This window comes from Thiocapsa sp. (assembly GCF_018399035.1).
GTDB lineage: Bacteria > Pseudomonadota > Gammaproteobacteria > Chromatiales > Chromatiaceae > Thiocapsa.
Genome location: NZ_CP073760.1, coordinates 1,282,834 through 1,296,913, shown reverse-complemented (window position 1 = coordinate 1,296,913; position 14,080 = coordinate 1,282,834). Strand labels below are relative to the sequence as shown.

Below are 14,080 nucleotides of genomic sequence, written 5' to 3'. Positions count from 1 at the left end.
TGACGGCTGTAGTCTCGATGACTGTCTGCCCAGCGACGCAGAGCAGGCACTCAAGCGCTTTATGCGGCATTGACGTATAATCATGCCATGCTAACCGTCGTGGAAACACCCTCCTTTACGCGCCTTTGGCCCGACTACTGGACGGAGGACGAGCGTGGAGAGTTCTGCGCCTGGATTGCGGGCAGCCCGCTTGCTGGCGATGTGGTGCCGAGGACTGGTGGCGTGCGCAAGGTCCGTTGGTCCCGGTCCGGTAGCGGAAAACAAGGCGGCGTTCGGGTCGTTTATTACAACCGGCTGGCAGACGGGCGCATCTGGCTCCTCTTGATTTACGCCAAGAGCGCGCGAGACAACTTGCCGGCGCATGTGCTCAATGCTGCGCGGGAGATGCTGGATCATGCCGAAGACTGAACAAGAGCTGCTCGCAAGAGACGCCGATCGTGATATCGGCGCTGAATTGCTCGAGTCCATCCGCGAGATGAACTCTGAGAAGGTGGGCGCAATCCACGGTCCGGTGGCGCTCGCACGCTATCGCGTCAAGATGTCCCAAAGCGAGTTCGCGAGGCTCCTGGGCGTGTCGGTCAGAACGCTGCAGGAATGGGAGCAGGGTCGACGCGAGCCGAGCGGTGCGGCGCGATCACTCATTCGTGTGGCACAGGAACGCCCGGAGGTTCTTCGCGAACTGTTTCTCGACCAGGTCGCCTGAAAAACCCTCCGTCCTCTCAATGATAGCCGGAGAGAGTGTCCGCTTTGGATGCCTTCCGGATCGCTCGCGCAAATAGGTCAATTCCGGGGACAGTGCGGCCTGGCAAGGCCGCGTGTTCTAGCGGGTGGGAATCCCGCCTGGGTAATCGTGCGCCGCGAGCCCAGTATCGAGCCTTGCGGCGTGGACGGCAACGGACACGTCGATGCGTAGGCACGAAAGCAGGCGAGGTGCAAAGGTAACGGGTGGAGCCGACCTTGAAGGTGTTGAGCCCCGTAAAGAACAGTCGGGAGTGCCGACGGGTTTGTCCCTCCGGCAGGCAACAATCCGTGTCGCGGTATGGCGTGCGATGCGGGTACTCCTCGGGGTCCGAGGCCGTATCGAGCCTGACATCGAGAGCATGCGGTAACCAGGGAGATCCACGCATCGGTCCGCTGGAGGCGGGCACCCGCGAACAAGTTAAAAGCGAGGACGTGGGCGGCGTTGCGTGGAAGTCGGAGCCATCCATACGAGCGTTGACGCCCGGTAACGCGGGTCGAGCAAAGGGGTGGCGGCCTGAGACAACGCGAGGGTGAAACACGGCCCTACACCGTGAGGACTCTGTCCGTGGCAACGACGCTCGCGCGTTTCACACAGTCGGCGTGCCCCGTCCTTGGGCGGTGCGTGCGAAGCCCTGCGCTGCGGCGGGTGCCGTCAATGCGGAGTCGACAGGGCGCCGGATCGCTCCCCTGTTCCACTGTGAAAGACTCGGGCTGGGAGCCGGATGGTGTAACACTCCAAGTCCGGTTCTGCGAGGGGCCGGGAACGAGCCGTCGCATGGCAGAGATATTGTGGCACCGCCGGGAAACCAGGCGGCAACAGAGAACACGAACTTCTGTCTACACGACGGTGAGAACCCGGCCTACTCTCCGTTTACTTAATTCACTTCGATTACAGGTCAGTTCGAGCGCGGAGCAAGGCGTCAGGGGAAACCGGGGACGTACCACGGTCATCGCGATCGGCGACGAATCGGCCTCGCCTGCTTCCGAGCGATCTGCTTGGGGCCGGCGCATCCCCGATCCGATGTCGGCGCCGACGCCTCGCCGTGCCGGGTGCGCCAACGGGGAGCGGTTGCGGGACAAGTGTAGGGGCGACTTTAGTCGCCCATGGGTAGGGGCGACTGAAGTCGCCGCTACACCTACCCGGTCTTGCGGGAAACCGGGGACGTACCACGGTCATCGCGATCGGCGACGAATCGACCTCGCCTGCTTCCGAGCGATCTGCTTGGGGCCGGCGCATCCCCGATCCGATGTCGGCGCCGACGCCTCGCCGTGCCCGGCGCGCCAACGGGGCGCGGTTGCGGGACAAGGTTCCGTCGACGTCAATTCCGGGGGAACCTCATAGAGACGTGTAGGGGCGTGTAGGGGCGTGTAGGGGCGACTTTAGTCGCCCCTCGCTCCTGCGGCTTGGTTTCCGGGCGACTGAAGTCGCCGCTACCCATGGGCGACTGAAGTCGCCGCTACCCATGGGCGACTGAAGTCGCCGCTACCCATGGGCGACTGAAGTCGCCGCTACCCATGGGCGACTGAAGTCGCCGCTACCCATGGGCGACTGAAGTCGCCGCTACCTCTGGGCGACTGAAGTCGCCCCTACCCCTGGGCGGTCTTAGCTCGCTCCCACGCTCTGCGTGGGAGTGTGGTGTGGACGCTCCGCGTCCGACGTTCGATGAAGGCGTGGGCGTCTCGATCGGGTCCGGTTTCCCTGCCTGCGGGGTTCGACGCGGAGCGTCGGGGCAAGCTATCGGCGAGCCACCGCCGCCTCACCCGAGGCAGCGGCCCTGACCGACGAGGACATCGATCGACTCGTCCATGAGCTTCGCTAGGCGGATCGTCCCGGGCACGGGCGTTCCGGTGAGCGCCGCGATTCGCCCGGATTCCGTTCCGGCCTTGGCCTTGGAGAAGGCCCTGCTCAATTTTGACGTGTGCGTCAGCCGGGAGACCCTCGCCGAGCGTGTGACCGTGCTGAGTCGGCCGACGTTCGATCGCGATGTGCCGCCACGGCAACGGGACGATTTCGCGGCGGGGTTTCGCGCTCGGGCCATTGTCGTGGAGGTGACGACCACGGTCTCGGATGGCATCGACCCTTGTTGTTTCGAACATTATCTCGTCACGGATTCCTAAGATGAGCTCACCTGACTTCCGCCGATCTTTCCGCACTGCGGCACCGGCCGAGAGGCGGCGGAAGGGTCCGTTCTCGGCCCATTGGAGACATTGGCGCTGCGAACAACGGCGGCGGCAATGCGACCCAGAGCGGACACCGCGAGAGTCGTCCCGTGCATCTCTGAGGTCAGCGCACGCACCTGCGCACTGACCTGCGCACTGACACAGATCCTTCTGGCCGGTGTCTGCACGCGCGAGCATAGGAGATGCACCACGATTGGACCATGTCGCCCGATTCAGGATGATTCACGCGCCTTCTGAAGCGCGAGCTGATAAACCGAATCCCCAAGCCAGAAGCCGGCATCGGTTCGCAAGGCGTCGAGTTCAGGCCGGATTGCCGGTAACAGACCGCATTGCTTCGCCAGCAGCAGAACACCCACCACTCCCATGGGCTTCAAGCCCTGCTGCTGGGCAATACGACGCCCGTCCTGCTCATCCAGCAGGATGAGATCTGCTCCCAGCTCGACCGCGAGCGCAATGCTCCCGGATTCGCCCCGGTCGAGATCCCGTTGCAAGGCACGAATCAGCGCGCCGTTTTGGGTATTTGGCGAACGATCCAGGATGCCCGGGCAACTTCGTCGCGACCAGGCCAGGAGCGCCCGTTGGCGTTCAGCTCGTCCCGGACCGCGTGGGCAATGTCAACACGGCCGAAAAGCCGATGCAGCAGGTTGAGTTGGCCGATCGCGGCGAGATTGGTCAGTGGGGACGTGTTGCTGACAATTCGCCTCATGACGCCGAACGATCCCAATTGGATACAGTGTCCAGATCCTCTAATAGTTCCTTCTCGTCATAGTGAGCGGGTACCTCCCGCGACGACAGCAACTGGCGAAACTGCCACAGGGACATCCCTGCGAGTTCTCGCGCCTTACCGATCGAAAGCCGCCGTTGCGCGTAGAGGCTGATGGCAAGTTCCTGCTTGAGCGCCTCCGGCGACAACCTGGCGGAGTCCAAAATGTCTTGCGGAATATCGATCTGAGCTGAGGCCATCTTTGGCTCCTGGCGTATTTGGCGAGCAAGCATCATTGTCCTGCTCGTGCTGACAGGTGTCGAGGGCAATAGGACGCGGTGCAGGACGAACCGGAACTGCACCGTGTGGGATGTATTGTGGGGACGATGGCGGCGGGAAACCGGGGACGTACCACGGTCATCGCGATCGGCGACGAATCGACCTCTGTTGTTGCTCACTTAGTTTCACCGCCCAATTCCCGAATTATTTCGCGCGGAATGCTCGCGGTTTTCCCGCACTGATCACCCCGGTGGTGCAGTGTCGGCAGGTGGAGGAGTGCGAGGAGCCCGAGGAGCGCGAAGGCGACGTGTGGAGTGCGTCGCGGCGGTGATCGACGCGCCCGGGTCGGGCGCCTGTGGGGAGGGTGCCCGGCGGGTGGCGACCCGCCGGGCGCGGGTCGGTCAGAAGGGCAACGGATCGTCGAAGTCGGTGCCGAAGAGGTCCAGTTGGGTGACGGCGTCGGGCGGCGGGTCCGGGTCCGGATCGGTGTCCTCGCCGTCGAGCCACTGCTGCACGGCCGCTCCGTAGCGCGCCTGGATCTGCACGAGCAGTTCATCCAAACAATCCTGGACGGCCCAGGCCTGCTCGGGCGTCCAGTCCTCGGGCAGGAGGATGGTGAAGGGTTCGGGAAGCCGACTCATGGGGCGACCTCCTCGCGGGCAGTCTGCACGTGCTCGGCGGTGACCTGACGGGCCTGCTCCAGGGCGGCGCCGGTCAGCGCGTAGTGGGCCAGACGATTGACCTTGCGGGGCATGCCGCGGGTGGCCTGGAACAACGCCTCCACGGCGGGCGGTTCGAACAGCGGCAGCTCGCAGCCGGCCAGGCGCAGACGATGGGTCAGATAGGCCGGCAACTCCTCGCGGGTCAGCCCGGTCACGTGATGACGTACCACGATGCGCTGGGCGAGCGACTCGTGCACCGCCATGCTCAGACGGCGGCGCAGCTCCGTGAGCCCGACCAACAGCAGACAGAGGCGATTCTCCGAATCCATTTGGTAGTTGGTGAGCAGGCGCAGATCCTCGAGCACCTCGTTGCGCAGATGATGGGCCTCGTCGACGATCAGGACGGGGCGTTGCTTGGCCTCCAGGCTCAAGCGGGTGATCTCGGTGCGGATGGTGCGGAAGGCCGCCGCACGGTTGCGCTCCACCGGGAGTCCCAGCTCCCAACCGATGGTCTTGTACATGTCCATCACGTTGCCGGTGGAGAGCGGGATATAGAACACCCGATAGAGTCCCGGATGCAGATCGGCGGCGACCTTGCGGCAGACCGTCGTCTTGCCCGAGCCGGCCTCGCCGGTGATCAGGCCGATGGCACGCAGCTCCAGCAGATGTTTCAGGCGCGCCTCGGCCTCGGTGAGGCTGGCGGCGGCAAACAGCGCATCCGGCGGCGGAGTCAGATCGAAGGGAAAGGCCGTGAGGGCGAAGTGTTTGCGGTACATCAGCGCCCCTCCAGGGTGTCGGCATCCGTCTCGGGCAGCGCGCGCAGGCGCAGCGTCGAGGGTGCGGGCTCGGGGGCCGGGCCGTCCACGGCCAAGGTGCGCGAGGGGCGATCGCGTTTGACGAAGCAGTTCGCATACGTCTGGACCGGACGTGCCGGGTCGTGCTCCCGGCCCTCGAAGCAGACCTGAATCGGCCGTTCGGGCGGTGCGTCCGGATCGTAGCGCAGGGTAATGTTCTCCCCGACCAGGGCGGCGTCGACCTCGTAGACGACCCCGTGGAGGCTGACCGTGCGATCCTTCTGCACCTTGCGCACCGCCTCGTGCAGGAACAGATCGGCCAGATCCAGGCCGGGTTCGGGAAAGCGCACGCCCGCGCCGGTGCGCGCCCACTGCTCGAGCGGGGTAGCACCGTCCAGGCCGCGATGCGGGGTGTGGTGATACTCGCCCTCGATCCAGCCGGCGAGGCGACGATTGAGCGCCGCGAGGCTGGCCAGATCCGCCTCGGTCAGGCGGGTCAGCAGCTGGGCGCGCACGGTCTTGAACCAGCGCTCGATCTTGCCCTTGCCTTGCGGTTGATAGGGTCGGGCGTGGATCAACGCGATGCCGAGCTTGGCGCAGACCAGGGCGAGCTGCTTGGAGCGGTAATTGGCGCCGTTGTCCACATAGAGCTTCTGCGGCAAGCCACGGCGCAGGATCGCCTGCGCGAGCACCGGCAGAAAGGTCCGGGTGTTCTCCGAGAGGGCAAAGCGCGCGTACGGGATCACGCGGGTCGCATCGTCGATGAAGGCGATCAGGTAGGTCTTGCGTTTGACGCGCTCCCCGACCACCACGGCCGGACCGTGCATGACGTCGCTCATCCACAGCTCCCCGGCCTGCTCGAAAGCAAACCGGCGCCGGTCCTGCGTCTGACTCGCCGTCTTGGCCGCGTCCATCAGGCCGTGACGGGCAAGCAACCGATGCACGGTCGAGGGCGGCAACGGCAGGTCGGGCGGGACCTCGGGGCGTTGGCGCACCGCGCGGATCACCAACTGCACCGACAGCTGCGGGTTGGCCTCCTTGGCGGCGAGCAGCGCCTCGACCACGCCGGGCGGCAGCCGGCGCGCCTGGCCGCGATCGGCGCGCGGTTTGGGCAGGAGTGCGTCGAAGCCGCCGCGCCGATAGGCCTTGAGCCAATCGCGGATGGTCTCGGCGGCCACCCGGGTGCGGGCGCTGCCGGGGATGGTGTGCTCACGCTCGGCTTTCGCCTGGATCGCCTCATACAGGCCCTTCCGTTCTTTGGGCCACGGCACGAACTCGGCGATCACCCCGTAGCGAAACAGGGCGATGTCGTGCTGAACATCGGTTTGCGGGTCACTCATGGACGCACTCCGCGGCTGACGCAGGCGGTTTGCCTGCGCGGGAGACCCTACGCCTGGCATCCCGGCGGGTCAGGCCCCGCACGGTGTTGGACGCGGGGGAGCGCACCGCCGCCCGGGTGGCGCCGGGGCGCGAATCCGAGCGGCTTGGGCAGCGCGTCCAACCACGCCGCGGCGATCCCGCGCAGCGCCACCAAAACCTGCTCCACCTCCAGGTGGTCGGCAAACGCCGTGAGGGTCGGCTCGACCAGCGCGAAAGGCTCGCCCAGGATGCCCTTGATCCGATGCAACGCGCTGTGCACGTCCTGCACGCGCCGTCGCACCCAGCGCAACGCCCGGGTAGCTCGATGTCCAGACGGTGCTGCTTGCACAGCGCTTCCAGACTCGGGGCCTGCTCGGCCGCACTGACCACCGCCTCGACCTCCGCGAGCGTGCCCGAGAGGCGCGCCGCCAGACAGTCGGGGAGCAGACTGAAGGTGCGATGCCCCTCGGGACAGTACCAGCGCGCCACGCGCGTGCCGGGCGGGGAGACCCGCGCATAGGTCCCGTGCCGAGCGAAGTGACACCCGCCTTGCGGATGCAGCGGACAGCGCGGAAGACTTGCATCCAACCAGGCTTGCTGGATAACGTAGTCCGCGCCGGTGAGATGACACTCGAAGCGTAGTTGCACCGGCCATCGGCCCGCACGGTTGCACCCGTGGCGGGCCTTCTCATTTGGAGGAGGGTGAGGCGATTGTGCCGGGGCGACCGCGAGTGCACGCCGGTGAAGCGTGCGGGACATCCGCGCTCCGCGCTTACCGCATTACCTCACCGGAAAACGACATCACCGGTGGAAGATTCCCTGCAAAAATGGCCGGTGGTTTGCGGATCAGGATGGGAAACAACAACCTCGCCTGCTTCCGAGCGATCTGCTTGGGGCCGGCGCATCCCCGATCCGATGTCGGCGCCGACGCCCCGCCGTGCCTGGCGCGCTAACGGGGCGCGGTTGCGGGACAAGTGTAGCGGCGACTTTAGTCGCCCATGGGTAGGGGCGACTGAAGTCGCCCCACACCTACCCGGTCTTGGGGGAAATCGGGGACGTACCACGGTCATCGCGATCGGCGACGAATCGGCCTCGCCTGCTTCCGAGCGATCTGCTTGGGGCCGGCGCATCCCCGATCCGATGTCGGCGCCGACGCCCCGCCGTGCCTGGCGCGCCAACGGGGCGCGGTTGCGGGACAAGTGTAGGGGCGACTTCAGTCGCCCCCTCGCTCCTGCGGCTTGGTTTCCGGGCGACTGAAGTCGCCGCTACCTCTGGGCGACTGAAGTCGCCCCTACACCTACCCGGTCTTGGGGAAATCGGGGACGTACCACGGTCATCGCGATCGGCGATGAATCGGCCTCGCCTGCTTCCGAGCCCGCGAGTACGGGTCCGTATCGGCCATCGGTCCGCACAGCGGACCCTACATCAACCGAAATCCACTCGAGCGCACCGGGACGACGCGTCGCGTGTTCATCGAACCCTGCAGGGGACTAAACTCCGACCATCGCCTGTCAGAAGGAGCCCCGCATGACCGACACCGCCGAGTCCACGCCCCGCAGCGACCACGACAGCCCTTGGAAGGAGGCGCTGGAGGGCTACTTCCCGGAGTTCCTCGCGCTGCTCTTTCCGCGCATCCATGCCGGCATCGACTGGTCACGCGGCCACCGGTTCCTCGACAAGGAGTTCCAGCAGATCGTCCGCGACGCCGACATCGGTCGCCGCTACGCCGACAAGCTCGTCGGTCTGCACCGACTCGACGGTCAGCCGGCCTGGGTGCTGGTGCACGTGGAGGTGCAGGGTGAGCCCGAAACGGCTTTCGCCGAGCGCATGTTCGTCTACAACCACAAGATCCGCGACGCCCACGGCGTGCCCGTCGCCAGCCTCGCCGTACTCGCCGACACCGATCCGCGCTTCCGCCCCGAGCACTATCACGACGACCTCTGGGGCTGTGCGGTCGACTTCCGCTTCCCGATGGTCAAGCTCATCGACTGGGACACCCCCGAAGCCTGGCCCGCGCTGGAGGCCAGCGACAACCCCTTCGCCCTGGTCGTCATGGCCCAGATCCGCGCCAAGGCCACCAAGGATCCCGAAACCCGCAAGGCCTGGAAGTTTCGACTCATCCGCCTGATGTATGATCGCGGTTACGCGCGCAAGGACATCCTGGAGCTGTTCCGCGTCATCGACTGGATGATCCAATTGCCCGGGACCCTGGAAACGGCCTTCCGCCAAGAGATCTTCACCTACGAGGAGAGCAAACAGATGCCGTACGTCACCACCGTCGAGCGCGCAGGGATTGAGAAAGGCCAACGCATTGGCTACCAGAAGGGCGAGGCCGACCTCCTGCTCTGGCAGATCGAAAAGAAGTTCGGCGAGACCTCTGCCAATGCCCTGCGCGAGCGTGTCGCGTCCGCCGACAGCGACACCTTGCGTCTTTGGTCCGAACGCATCCTCACCGCCGACACCCCGGATGCGCTCTTTCAGTGAGCCGCTGACCAGCCTCGGACTCGGCGATGTCCACGCGGTTGCCCGCGCGGTCAGCCACCGGGACTCGCTCCCACGCTCTGCGTCCCGTCCCTCGGAGCAACGGGAAACCGGGGACGTACCACGGTCATCGCGATCGGCGACGAATCGACCTCGCCTGCTTCCGAGCGATCTGCTTGGGGCCGGCGCATCCCCGATCCGATGTCGGCGCCGACGCCCCGCCGTGCCCGGCGCGCCAACGGGGCGCGGTTGCGGGACAAGTGTAGGGGCGACTTCAGTCGCCCTCTCGCTCCTGCGGCTTGGTTTCCGGGCGACTGAAGTCGCCCCTACCCATGGGCGACTGAAGTCGCCCCTACACCTACCCGGTCTTGGGGAGAATCGGGGACGTACCACGGTCATCGCGATCGGCGACGAATCGACCTCGCCTGCTTCCGAGCGATCTGCTTGGGGCCGGCGCATCCCCGATCCGATGTCGGCGCCGACGCCCCGCCGTGCCTGGTGCGCCAACGGGGCGCGGTTGCGGGACAAGTGTAGGGGCGACTTCAGTCGCCCCCTCGCTCCTGCGGCTTGGTTTCCGGGCGACTGAAGTCGCCGCTACCTCTGGGCGACTGAAGTCGCCCCTACACCTACCCGGTCTTGGGGAAATCGGGGACGTACCACGGTCATCGCGATCGGCGATGAATCGGCCTCGCCTGCTTCCGAGCCCGCGAGTACGGGTCCGTATCGGCCATCGGTCCGCACAGCGGACCCTACATCAACCGAAATCCACTCGAGCGCACCGGGACGACGCGTCGCGTGTTCATCGAACCCTGCAGGGGACTAAACTCCGACCATCGCCTGTCAGAAGGAGCCCCGCATGACCGACACCGCCGAGTCCACGCCCCGCAGCGACCACGACAGCCCTTGGAAGGAGGCGCTGGAGGGCTACTTCCCGGAGTTCCTCGCGCTGCTCTTTCCACGCATCCACGCCGGCATCGACTGGTCACGCGGCCACCGGTTCCTCGACAAGGAGTTCCAGCAGATCGTCCGCGACGCCGACATCGGTCGCCGCTACGCCGACAAGCTCGTCGGTCTGCACCGACTCGACGGCCAGCCGGCCTGGGTGCTGGTGCACGTGGAGGTGCAGGGCGAGCCCGAAACGGCTTTCGCCGAGCGCATGTTCGTCTACAACCACAAGATCCGCGACGCCCACGGCGTGCCCGTCGCCAGCCTCGCCGTACTCGCCGACACCGATCCGCGCTTCCGCCCCGAGCACTATCACGACGACCTCTGGGGCTGTGCGGTCGACTTCCGCTTCCCGATGGTCAAGCTCATCGACTGGGACACCCCCGAAGCCTGGCCCGCGCTGGAGGCCAGCGACAACCCGTTTGCCCTGGTCGTCATGGCCCAGATCCGCGCCAAGGCCACCAAGGATCCCGAAACCCGCAAGGCCTGGAAGTTTCGACTCATCCGCCTGATGTATGATCGCGGCTACGCACGCAAGGACATCCTGGAGCTGTTCCGCGTCATCGACTGGATGATCCAATTACCCGGGACACTGGAAACCACCTTCCGCCAAGAGATCTTCACCTACGAGGAGAGCAAACAGATGCCGTACGTCACCACCGTCGAGCGTGCCGGTTACCACAGAGGCGAGGCCGACCTCCTGCTCTGGCAGATCGAAAAGAAGTTCGGCGAGACCTCTGCCAATGCCTTGCGCGAGCGCGTCGCGTCCGCCGACAGCGACACCTTGCGTCTTTGGTCCGAACGCATCCTCACCGCCGACACCCCGGATGCGCTCTTTCATTGAGCCGCTGACCAGCCTCGGACTCGGCGATGTCCACGCGGTTGCCCGCGCGGCCAGCCACCGGGACTCGCTCCCACGCTCTGCGTCCCGTCCCTCGGAGCAACGGGAAACCGGGGACGTACCACGGTCATCGCGATCGGCGACGAATCGACCTCGCCTGCTTCCGAGCGATCTGCTTGGGGCCGGCGCATCCCCGATCCGATGTCGGCGCCGACGCCCCGCCGTGCCTGGTGCGCCAACGGGGAGCGGTTGCGGGACAAGGTTCCGTCGACGTCAATTCCGGGGGAACCTCATAGAGACGTTTAGGGGCGTGTAGGGGCGTGTAGGGGCGACTTTAGTCGCCCCCTCGCTCCTGCGGCTTGGTTTCCGGGCGACTGAAGTCGCCGCTACCCATGGGCGACTGAAGTCGCCCCTACCCCTGGGCGGTCTTAGCTCGCTCCCACGCTCTGCGTGGGAGTGTGGTGTGGACGCTCCGCGTCCGAGGCTTGATGAAGGCGTGGGCGTCTCGATCGGGTCCGGTTTCCCTGCCTGCGGGGTTCGACGCGGAGCGTCGGGGCAAGCTATCGGCGAGCCACCGCCGCCTCATCCGAGGCAGCGGCCCTGACCGACGAGGACATCGATCGACTCGTCCATGAGCTTCGCTAGGCGGATCGTCCCGGGCACGGGCGTTCCGGTGAGCGCCGCGATTCGCCCGGATTCCGTCCCGGCCTTGGCCTTGGAGAAGGCCCTGCTCAATTTTGACGTGTGCGTCAGCCGGGAGACACTCGCCGAGCGTGTGACCGTGCTGAGTCGGCCGACGTTCGATCGCGATGTGCCGCCACGGCAACGGGACGATTTCGCGGCGGGGTTTCGCGCTCGGGCCATTGTCGTGGAGGTGACGACCACGGTCTCGGATGGCATCGACCTGGTTTTTGACCACAGACCATGCCTTATTACGCAAAGCCAAGCATGAGGTTCGGGTGAGGGTCGCCGACCCCGCGGGAAACCGGGGACGTACCACGGTAAACGCGATCGGCGACCGATCGGCCTCGCCTGCTTCCGAGCGATCTGCTTGGGGCCGGCGCATCCCCGATCCGATGTCGGCGCCGACGCCCCGCCGTGCCCGGCGCGCCAACGGGGCGCGGTTGCGGGACAAGTGTAGGGGCGACTTCAGTCGCCCTCTCGCTCCTGCGGCTTGGTTTCCGGGCGACTGAAGTCGCCGCTACCTCTGGGCGACTGAAGTCGCCCCACCTACCCGGTCTTGGGGGAAATCGGGGACGTACCACGGTCATCGCGATCGGCGATGAATCGGCCTCGCCTGCTTCCGAGCCCGCGAGTACGGGTCCGTATCGGCCATCGGTCCGCACAGCGGACCCTACATCAACCGAAATCCACTCGAGCGCACCGGGACGACGCGTCGCGTGTTCATCGAACCCTGCAGGGGACTAAACTCCGACCATCGCCTGTCAGAAGGAGCCCCGCATGACCGACACCGCCGAGTCCACGCCCCGCAGCGACCACGACAGCCCTTGGAAGGAGGCGCTGGAGGGCTACTTCCCGGAGTTCCTCGCGCTGCTCTTTCCGCGCATCCATGCCGGCATCGACTGGTCACGCGGCCACCGGTTCCTCGACAAGGAGTTCCAGCAGATCGTCCGCGACGCCGACATCGGTCGCCGCTACGCCGACAAGCTCGTCGGTCTGCACCGACTCGACGGTCAGCCGGCCTGGGTGCTGGTGCACGTGGAGGTGCAGGGTGAGCCCGAAACGGCTTTCGCCGAGCGCATGTTCGTCTACAACCACAAGATCCGCGACGCCCACGGCGTGCCCGTCGCCAGCCTCGCCGTACTCGCCGACACCGATCCGCGCTTCCGCCCCGAGCACTATCACGACGACCTCTGGGGCTGTGCGGTCGACTTCCGCTTCCCGATGGTCAAGCTCATCGACTGGGACACCCCCGAACGCTGGCCCGCGCTGGAGGCCAGCGACAACCCCTTCGCCCTGGTCGTCATGGCCCAGATCCGCGCCAAGGCCACCAAGGATGCCGAAACCCGCAAGGCCTGGAAGTTTCGACTCATTCGCCTGATGTATGATCGCGGTTACGCGCGCAAGGACATCCTGGAGCTGTTCCGCGTCATCGACTGGATGATCCAATTGCCCGGCACACTGGAAACCGCCTTCCGCCAAGAGATCTTCACCTACGAGGAGAGCAAACAGATGCCGTACGTCACCACCGTCGAGCGTGCCGGTTACCACAGAGGCGAGGCCGACCTCCTGCTCTGGCTGATCGAAAAGAAGTTCGGCGAGACCTCCGCCAATGCCCTGCGCGAGCGTGTCGAATCCGCCGACAGCGACACCTTGCGTCTCTGGTCCGAACGCATCCTTACAGCCGAGACCCCGGATGCGCTCTTTCAGTGAGCCGCTGACCAGCCTCGGACTCGGCGATGTCCACGCGGTTGCCCGCGCGGCCAGCCACCGGGACTCGCTCCCACGCTCTGCGTCCCGTCCCTCGGAGCAACGGGAAACCGGGGACGTACCACGGTCATCGCGATCGGCGACGAATCGACCTCGCCTGCTTCCGAGCGATCTGCTTGGGGCCGGCGCATCCCCGATCCGATGTCGGCGCCGACGCCCCGTCGCGCCGGGTGCGCCAACGGGGAGCGGTTGCGGGACAAGTGTAGCGGCGACTTCAGTCGCCCATGGGTAGGGGCGACTGAAGTCGCCGCTACACCTACCCGGTCTTGCGGGAAACCGGGGACGTACCACGGTCATCGCGATCGGCGACGAATCGACCTCGCCTGCTTCCGAGCGATCTGCTTGGGGCCGGCGCATCCCCGATCCGATGTCGGCGCCGACGCCACGCCGTGCCTGGCGCGCCAACGGGGCGCGGTTGCGGGACAAGTGTAGCGGCGACTTTAGTCGCCCTCTCGCTCCTGCGGCTTGGTTTCCGGGCGACTGAAGTCGCCGCTACCCCTACCCGGGCATGCGGGAAACCGGGGAGGTACCACGGTCATCGCGATCGGCGACGAAACCCTCTCCGGCGACCTCGTTCTCAGGTCGCAAGTCTTGGCCCATGCCCGGCACGCACCTCCGGTGACTATGGCGATATGCGGGAGCG

The 14,080-nt window shown here is 66.1% G+C and carries 13 protein-coding genes; 7 read left to right on the top strand and 6 right to left on the bottom strand.

Annotated elements, in window-relative coordinates; all coding sequences use genetic code 11:
- Window positions 1-87: 87 nt before the first annotated feature.
- From KFB96_RS05940 to KFB96_RS05930, 3 genes are all read left to right on the top strand, one after another.
- Window positions 88-408, top strand: a complete 321-nt coding sequence (locus tag KFB96_RS05940) for a transcriptional regulator (RefSeq protein ID WP_213466059.1) — start codon at window positions 88-90, stop codon at window positions 406-408.
- Window positions 395-703: a helix-turn-helix domain-containing protein gene (locus KFB96_RS05935; RefSeq protein WP_120797377.1), complete on the top strand. Its 309-nt coding sequence runs from the start codon at window positions 395-397 to the stop codon at window positions 701-703. The genes KFB96_RS05940 and KFB96_RS05935 overlap by 14 nt, the downstream gene beginning before the upstream one ends.
- Before the next feature lie 1,844 nt (window positions 704-2,547).
- A complete protein-coding gene (locus KFB96_RS05930; protein WP_213466057.1) occupies window positions 2,548-2,859 on the top strand; it encodes a hypothetical protein in 312 nt (103 codons plus the stop codon).
- A gap of 275 nt (window positions 2,860-3,134) precedes the next feature.
- Here KFB96_RS05930 and KFB96_RS05925 read toward each other — a convergent pair whose 3' ends face one another.
- The 6 genes from KFB96_RS05925 to KFB96_RS26405 all read right to left on the bottom strand — a co-directional run bounded on the left by KFB96_RS05925 (window position 3,135) and on the right by KFB96_RS26405 (window position 7,029).
- On the bottom strand, window positions 3,135-3,413 hold the full coding sequence (locus KFB96_RS05925; protein ID WP_213466055.1) for a DUF3368 domain-containing protein: 279 nt from the start codon (window positions 3,411-3,413) through the stop codon (window positions 3,135-3,137).
- A gap of 211 nt (window positions 3,414-3,624) precedes the next feature.
- Window positions 3,625-3,885, bottom strand: coding sequence for a UPF0175 family protein (locus KFB96_RS05920; RefSeq protein ID WP_007193113.1), 261 nt, complete (start codon window positions 3,883-3,885; stop codon window positions 3,625-3,627).
- 420 nt (window positions 3,886-4,305) lie between these two features.
- Window positions 4,306-4,545, bottom strand: coding sequence for a hypothetical protein (locus KFB96_RS05915; RefSeq protein WP_213460147.1), 240 nt, complete (start codon window positions 4,543-4,545; stop codon window positions 4,306-4,308).
- On the bottom strand, window positions 4,542-5,342 hold the full coding sequence (locus KFB96_RS05910) for an AAA family ATPase (protein ID WP_213465867.1): 801 nt from the start codon (window positions 5,340-5,342) through the stop codon (window positions 4,542-4,544). Before KFB96_RS05910 ends, KFB96_RS05915 begins: the two co-directional genes overlap by 4 nt.
- Window positions 5,342-6,700 (bottom strand): DDE-type integrase/transposase/recombinase, encoded by a 1,359-nt coding sequence (locus tag KFB96_RS05905; protein ID WP_213465912.1) that lies wholly within the window; start codon window positions 6,698-6,700, stop codon window positions 5,342-5,344. The genes KFB96_RS05910 and KFB96_RS05905 overlap by 1 nt, the downstream gene beginning before the upstream one ends.
- Window positions 6,701-6,747: 47 nt before the next feature.
- A complete protein-coding gene (locus KFB96_RS26405; protein WP_300971337.1) occupies window positions 6,748-7,029 on the bottom strand; it encodes a hypothetical protein in 282 nt (93 codons plus the stop codon).
- A 1,217-nt stretch (window positions 7,030-8,246) separates the two neighbouring features.
- Here KFB96_RS26405 and KFB96_RS05895 point away from each other — a divergent pair.
- From KFB96_RS05895 to KFB96_RS05880, 4 genes are all read left to right on the top strand, one after another.
- On the top strand, window positions 8,247-9,203 hold the full coding sequence (locus tag KFB96_RS05895; protein WP_213501804.1) for a hypothetical protein: 957 nt from the start codon (window positions 8,247-8,249) through the stop codon (window positions 9,201-9,203).
- An 853-nt stretch (window positions 9,204-10,056) separates the two neighbouring features.
- On the top strand, window positions 10,057-10,989 hold the full coding sequence (locus KFB96_RS05890) for a hypothetical protein (protein WP_213501802.1): 933 nt from the start codon (window positions 10,057-10,059) through the stop codon (window positions 10,987-10,989).
- 628 nt (window positions 10,990-11,617) lie between these two features.
- On the top strand, window positions 11,618-11,938 hold the full coding sequence (locus tag KFB96_RS05885; RefSeq protein ID WP_213501799.1) for a hypothetical protein: 321 nt from the start codon (window positions 11,618-11,620) through the stop codon (window positions 11,936-11,938).
- Window positions 11,939-12,447: 509 nt separating this feature from the next.
- Window positions 12,448-13,380 carry a hypothetical protein gene (locus KFB96_RS05880; RefSeq protein ID WP_213501797.1) on the top strand — a complete coding sequence of 311 codons (933 nt, stop codon included), beginning with the start codon at window positions 12,448-12,450 and terminating at the stop codon, window positions 13,378-13,380.
- Window positions 13,381-14,080: the final 700 nt, after the last annotated feature.